A 6,166-nucleotide genomic window follows, 5' to 3' on the forward strand; every position below is an offset into this window, starting at 1 on the left:
GCGGTGGAGGCGGTTTCGGCGACTTCGGAGGTGGCGGCGGCGACTTCTAGGCCGCTCCGACAGCCTCCCGCAGCAGACTCAGAGACTATTTCCGAAGAATCGAAAGGAAAATCAATGGTAAAGCAGTCAATTTTCGGCAGGATCGCCCAGCTCACCCGAGCCAACATCAATGCTCTGATCGACCAGGCCGAGGATCCGCAGAAGATGCTCGACCAGATGGTCCGCGACTTCACCAACAGCATCGCCGAGGCCGAGAGCGCCGTCGCGCAGACCATCGGCAACCTGCGGATGATGCAGGACGACTACAACGAGGACGTCGAGAACGCACGCAGCTGGGGCAACAAGGCCCTCGCGGCGTCCCGCAAGGCGGACGAGTACCGCACGTCCGGCGACACGGCCGACGCACAGAAGTTCGACAACCTGGCGAAGGTGGCCATCCAGCGCCAGATGGCGGCGGAGAACGAGGCGAAGGGTGCCGAGCCGACCATCGCGTCGCAGACGGAGATCGTCGACAAGCTCAAGGACGGCCTCAACCAGATGAAGGGCAAGCTCGGCGAGCTCACGGCCAAGCGGGACCAGCTGATCGCCCGCGCCCGCACGGCCCAGGCGCAGCAGCAGGTGCACGACGCCGTCAAGAGCATCGACTTCATGGACCCGACGAGCGAGGTGGGCCGTTTCGAGGAGAAGATCCGGCGCGAGGAGGCGAAGGTCCGCGGACAGCAGGAGCTCGCGTCGTCGAGCCTCGACGCGCAGTTCGAGAGCCTCGAGGACCTCGGGGAGCAGACCGAGATCGAGGCACGCCTCGCTGCCCTGAAGTCCGGTTCCGGCTCGCAGTCCGCGATCGGACAGGGCGCGGGAACCGCCACGGACGCCAAGACACCGTCCACGACGGGCGAGATCACCTACTGATCGGGCCCGAACCCGGTCGGCACGCCAGGGGAACCGCAGCCATCGGCTGCGGTTCCCCTGCTGGTGCAGGAGCCCGCGTGTCGGTGCACGCGGGTAGATTGAGCAGATGGCTGTGACACTGGTGTGGTTCCGTGACGACCTGCGCGTCTCCGACAATCCGGCGCTTGCGGCCGCTGCCGAGAGCGGGGACGACGTCGTCGCCTGTTACGTGCTCGACGAGGACACCGAGGGCATCCGTCCGCTGGGCGGTGCCTCCAGATGGTGGCTCCACCACTCGCTCGCGGCACTGACCGCGTCCCTCGCGGAACTCGGCGTGCCGCTCGTCCTGCGGCGCGGCCCGGCGGGAGAGGTCCTGCCGCGACTGGTGGACGAGTGCTCCGCCCGTGCCGTCGTGTGGAACCGCCGCTACGGCCTGGTCGAGCGCACCACGGACGCGACCCTGAAGGCCGCCTTCGCCGACGACGGCCTCGAGGTGACGAGCTTCCAGGCGAACCTGATGTTCGAGCCCTGGGAGGTCACGTCGGGCTCCGGCGAGGCCTACAAGGTCTTCACGCCCTTCTGGCGGGCCTGCCTGTCCTTCCGCCCTCCCCGCAGGCCGCTCTCCGCGCCGGACCGCCTGCACGGCCCCGCGCCGGCCTCGGACGACCTCGGCGCCTGGGGCCTGCTTCCGACGTCGCCGGACTGGGCCGAGGGCCTCCGCCGCACCTGGACGCCGGGAGAGGCCGGCGCGCACGCCCGGCTCGACGACTTCCTCGACGGCGCCGCCTCCGGGTACAAGGACAACCGCGACCGCCCGGGGGTGCAGGGCACCAGCATGCTGTCGCCGCACCTGCGGTTCGGCGAGATCAGCCCCTTCGAGGTCTGGCACGCGGCCCAGGACCATCAGGACAGTTCGACGGCCGAGGACATCCGCGTCTTCGGTTCCGAGCTCGGCTGGCGCGAGTTCAGCTGGCAGCTCCTGTACTTCAATCCCGAGCTCGCCACCGTGAACTACCGGCCCGAGTTCAACGCCTTCGCCTGGGAGAGCTCCACGAGGTCGGAGCTGGAAGCCTGGCAGCGTGGACGGACCGGCTACCCGCTGGTCGATGCCGGCATGCGCCAGATGTGGGAGATCGGCTGGATGCACAACCGCGTCCGCATGGCGACGGCGTCCTTCCTCATCAAGAACCTCCTGATCGACTGGCGTGTGGGCGAGAAGTGGTTCTGGGACTGCCTCGTCGATGCCGACGCGGCGAGCAATGCAGCGAGCTGGCAGTGGGTGGCCGGATCCGGAGCCGATGCCAGCCCCTACTTCCGCATCTTCAACCCCGTCCTGCAGAGCAGGAAATTCGATCCCGAGGGACGGTACCTCGTGCGGTTCGTGCCGGAACTGGCGGACGCGGACAACATCCACGAGCCGTGGAAGGGGACGGCCCCGGGCTATCCCGATCCCGTCGTCGACCTCAAGGAGAGTCGCCAGCGGGCCCTGAGCGCCTACAAGGCCCTGTCGGAGGGCTGACCGGCCTGAGTTACTCCCCCGACCCTGGTAACGCCCCCCGACAGCGGTGCCGGGGGCGCGGGAGGGGTGTATCGGACCGGACGTCGGCCGGGACCTGCGGCGGGGCAAACGAAAAGTCCGGCCCACCGAGTGGTGGACCGGACTTCTTTTCGTTGCGGGGACAGGATTTGAACCTGTGACCTCTGGGTTATGAGCCCAGCGAGCTACCGAACTGCTCCACCCCGCGGCGTGTAACTAACGTTACCGGCCGCGGGGCCAAGAGGCAAATCGAGCAGCTGCCCGGCCTCCGAGGACTACTCCCCGGTGGTCCCCGAGACACGCTCCTCGGCGTCCAGCGCCCGCTGCAGCGCGTCCTGCAGGCGGTCCTGCGCTTCGCCGTAGGCTGCGAAGTCACCGTCGGCGAGAGCTTCGTTGCCATCCTGGATCGCCGTGTTGGCATCGTCGAGCGCGGTCCGGAGGTCGGCCCCGGGGTCACCCGTGGCACCGCCGGGGGTTCCGCCCTCGGACGGGGTCGGCGTGGGCGTCGGCGTGGCGCCCTCGCCCTCACCCTCCACCGGAGGCGTCGCGGGATCCTCCGGAGTCTCGCCCACGTTCTCCTGGTCGCCCGTCGTCGCTCCCGACTCGCCGCCGAACACCTGGTCCAGTGCCTCGGCGAGGGTCGGCGCGAAGCCGACGTTGTCACCGAAGCTCACGAGGACCCGACGAAGGACGGGGAAGGACGAGCTGCCCGAGGACTGCACGTAGACCGGCTGGACGTAGGCGATCCCGCCGCCGATGGGCAGGGTCAGCAGGTTGCCGTTGATGACCTCGGACGCACCCTGGCGCAGCAGGTTGAGCTCCTGCGAGACGGTGGTGTCCGAGTTGAACAGGTTCTGCGCCTGGCCGGGGCCGACCACGGAGTCACGGCCCGAGCTGTCCAGCAGGGTCAGTCGGCCGTAGTTCTCGCTCTTGACGCCGTCCTCGCCCGTCCCTGCGTCGCCGTTCGCCGCGAGGAAGCCGTAGAGCACGTTCCTCGGGGTCTGGCCGGCGGGCACGAAGGGGATGTACGGCGTGGTCAGCGAGAACGCGGCCTCCTCCTGGTTGGGCATCTGCAGCGTCAGGTAGAACGGCGGCTGGCGGTCCGTCGCCGCCGTCGTCGCCGCGCCGTCGGCGCTCTCCCCCGGATCGGCCGGTACGTTCCACGCCTCGCTGTTGTTGTAGAACTCGTCCGTCGAGGTGACGTGGTAGCGGGCGAGCAGCTCGCGCTGCACCTTGAAGAGGTCCTCCGGGTAGCGGACGTGCGCCATCAGGTCGGCCGACATCTCGCTGAAGGGCTGCAGAGAGGACGGGTAGACGTTCTGCCACGACTTCAGGACCGGATCCTGGTCGTCCCAGGCGTACAGGCTGACCGAGCCGTCGTAGGCGTCGACCGTGGCCTTGACCGCGTTGCGGATGTAGTTGACCTGTTCCGCGGGCAGTGCGGTGGCGAGGCCCTCGGCCGTCTGCGAATCCTGTGTCGCCGATTCCAGTTCCTGCTGCGTCGAGTACGGGAAGTTGGCGCTGGTGGTGTAGCCGTCGATGATCCACTTCACGCGCCCGTCGACGATCGCCGGGTAGCTGTTGCCGTCGAGCGTCAGGTACGGAGCGACCTTGCGGACGCGCTCCACGGGATCACGGTCGTAGAGGATCTGGGACTCGCTGTTGACCTGGTTGGACAGCAGGAGGTCGGTGGACTGGAACTTCAGCGCGTACACGAGGCGGTTGAAGGCGTTGCCCACATTCGGCCCGCCCTCGCCGCTGAAGGTGGTACGCGATTCGTCGTCGGAGTTCTCGTTCTGCGGGCGGTCGATCTCGGCCGGCGCCTGCCCCTCGGGTGCGCCCACGACGGAGTACTCGGGAGAATCCTCGCCGAAGTAGATGCGCGGCTCGTAGGTGGACTCGTCACCGAGCACACCCGTGGAGGGGATGCCGGACTGCAGGAAGGACGGGCGGCCATCGGGCTGCACGGTCGAACCGGCGGCGGCCACCACGCCGTAGCCGTGGGTGTAGAAGACGTGCTCGTTGACCCAGCCCGCGGGGACACCGTTGGTGTCGAGCTCACGGACCGCGATGACGGTGTCCTGCACCTCACCGTCGATCTCGTACCGGTCGACGTTGAGCGTCTCCGGGAACTGGTAGTACTGGCGGAACTGCTGCAGCTGGCTGAACGCGTCGGAGACGAGGTTCGGATCGAGCAGGCGGATGTTCGCCGTCGTCTCGCCGTCGTCGCCCAGGGCTCCCGCCTGCGGGACGTCCTCGGGGTTGTAGGCCTCGACCTCGACGGCGTCCAGTCCGTACGCCTCGCGCGTCATGTCGATGTTCCTGTCGATGTACTCGCCCTCGAGGCTGAGCTCGGACGGGCGTACCTGGAATCGCTGGACGACGGAGGGATAGACCCCGCCCGCGAGGAGGGCGGTGATGATGAGCATCGCGGTGCCGATCAGCGGCAGGCGCCAGCGGCCGATGAACGCGGAGGCGACGAAGAGGACCGCCACGATGATGGCGGCGACGGCGAGGATGGCCTTGGTGGGGATGACCGCATTCACGTCGGTGTAGAGCGCACCGGCCCAGGTGCCCTGGTTGAGCAGCGTGTCGTAGCGGTCCAGCCAGTAGTTGACGCCCTGGAGCACGAGGAAGAGCGCCGCGACGACGGCGATCTGGATCCGGGCCGCCTTCGTGGTGAAGAGGCCCTTCTCCTCGAGCCGGATGCCGCCGTAGAGGTAGTGCGTGAGGACGGTCGCGATCGCACTGATGATCACGACGCTGATCAGGAAGCCGGTCACGAAGCTCAGGAACGGCAGCGTGAACATGTAGAACGCGTAGTCCATGCCGAACTCCGGATCGGACTTGCCGAACGGCTCCTGATTGACGAAGAGGAGCACCTCCTGCCACTGGGAGGACGCGGCCGTGCCGGCGAACGCACCGAGGACCACGGGGATACCGAGCATCAGCAGGCGGCGGATCGGCTCGAGCTGCGCCTGGTAGCGGTTCAGGTTGTCCTGGATGGCACTGTCGGGGGCGTAGATCGGCCGGCTCCTGAACGCGATGCGCAGGCTGAAGAAGACCGCGCCCGCCATCACGAGGAACGCGACGAGGAACAGGACGATCCGCGACAGGTTCTCGGTGACGAACACCTCGAGGAACCCGAGCTGCTGGTACCAGAGCACGTCCGCGTAGACCTGGGACAGATAGACGAAGGCGATGACGATCACCGCCACGACGATGATCGTCGGGATCAGCGGGCTGCGGCGCCGGCTTCTTGCTGCACTTGCTGGGCTCGGCCTACTGCCGAACGGACGGTCTGGTCCGGATGTCACATCTACCTCATCGTTAGCTGCTGCGGGTCACGATGACCGGTCTTCCGCTCCGCTCCCCAGCCCGGACACGGGCAGAAGACAGCGTGCAGTCACGCCCTTCGTGGTTTCATTCTGCCCTGTTCACGTCTGGCCCGACCAATTAGGTTCCCGTCGTCTGCGCACCCGCCCGGGATCGTTCCTGAACTGTGTCCTCCGGACACGTCGGCGCCTCCGCTCAGCAGGAGGGCAGCCCGGCCGGGACCCCGCCCGCTCCCAGGGCCTCGACGGCATCCACGGCGTCCTCGAGCGTCCCGACCTTCACGACCGTCAGGCCGTCGGGGATGTTGCCGGTCACCTCGTCGCAATTGGCTGCGGGCGCGAGGAAGAACTCGGCGCCGCCGGACCGTGCTCCCACGAGCTTCCAGAACAAGCAGTTCGACGTCGG

Annotated in this window: 3 protein-coding genes, 1 tRNA gene and 1 pseudogene; 2 read left to right on the forward strand and 3 right to left on the reverse strand. The window is 67.8% G+C overall.

The features are described from left to right. The first annotated feature begins 114 nt into the window (after positions 1 to 114). A complete protein-coding gene (locus CVO76_RS07875) occupies positions 115 to 909 on the forward strand; it encodes a PspA/IM30 family protein (protein ID WP_133080959.1) in 795 nt (264 codons plus the stop codon). A gap of 106 nt (positions 910 to 1,015) precedes the next feature. Continuing rightward, the gene (locus CVO76_RS07880) at positions 1,016 to 2,407 is read left to right on the forward strand and encodes a cryptochrome/photolyase family protein (RefSeq protein ID WP_208741574.1); all 1,392 of its coding nucleotides are present in this window, start codon (positions 1,016 to 1,018) and stop codon (positions 2,405 to 2,407) included. A 152-nt stretch (positions 2,408 to 2,559) separates the two neighbouring features. Here the strand turns inward: CVO76_RS07880 and CVO76_RS07885 are convergent. From CVO76_RS07885 to CVO76_RS07895, 3 genes and pseudogenes are all read right to left on the reverse strand, one after another. Further along, positions 2,560 to 2,633 (reverse strand) — tRNA-Met (locus CVO76_RS07885). 67 nt (positions 2,634 to 2,700) lie between these two features. Further along, a complete protein-coding gene (locus CVO76_RS07890) occupies positions 2,701 to 5,649 on the reverse strand; it encodes a UPF0182 family membrane protein (RefSeq protein ID WP_208741746.1) in 2,949 nt (982 codons plus the stop codon). Positions 5,650 to 5,956: 307 nt separating this feature from the next. Next, positions 5,957 to 6,166 (reverse strand): annotated as a pseudogene (locus CVO76_RS07895) (hypothetical protein); the annotation flags it as partial.

Source organism: Arthrobacter agilis, from assembly GCF_002953615.1.
GTDB lineage: Bacteria > Actinomycetota > Actinomycetes > Actinomycetales > Micrococcaceae > Arthrobacter_D > Arthrobacter_D agilis_B.

Coding starts and splice junctions, on each gene's coding strand:
- CVO76_RS07875 (WP_133080959.1), top strand. CDS start 115: ATGGTAAAGCAGTCAATTTTCGGCAGGATCGCCCAGCTCACCCGAGCC.
- CVO76_RS07880 (WP_208741574.1), top strand. CDS start 1,016: ATGGCTGTGACACTGGTGTGGTTCCGTGACGACCTGCGCGTCTCCGAC.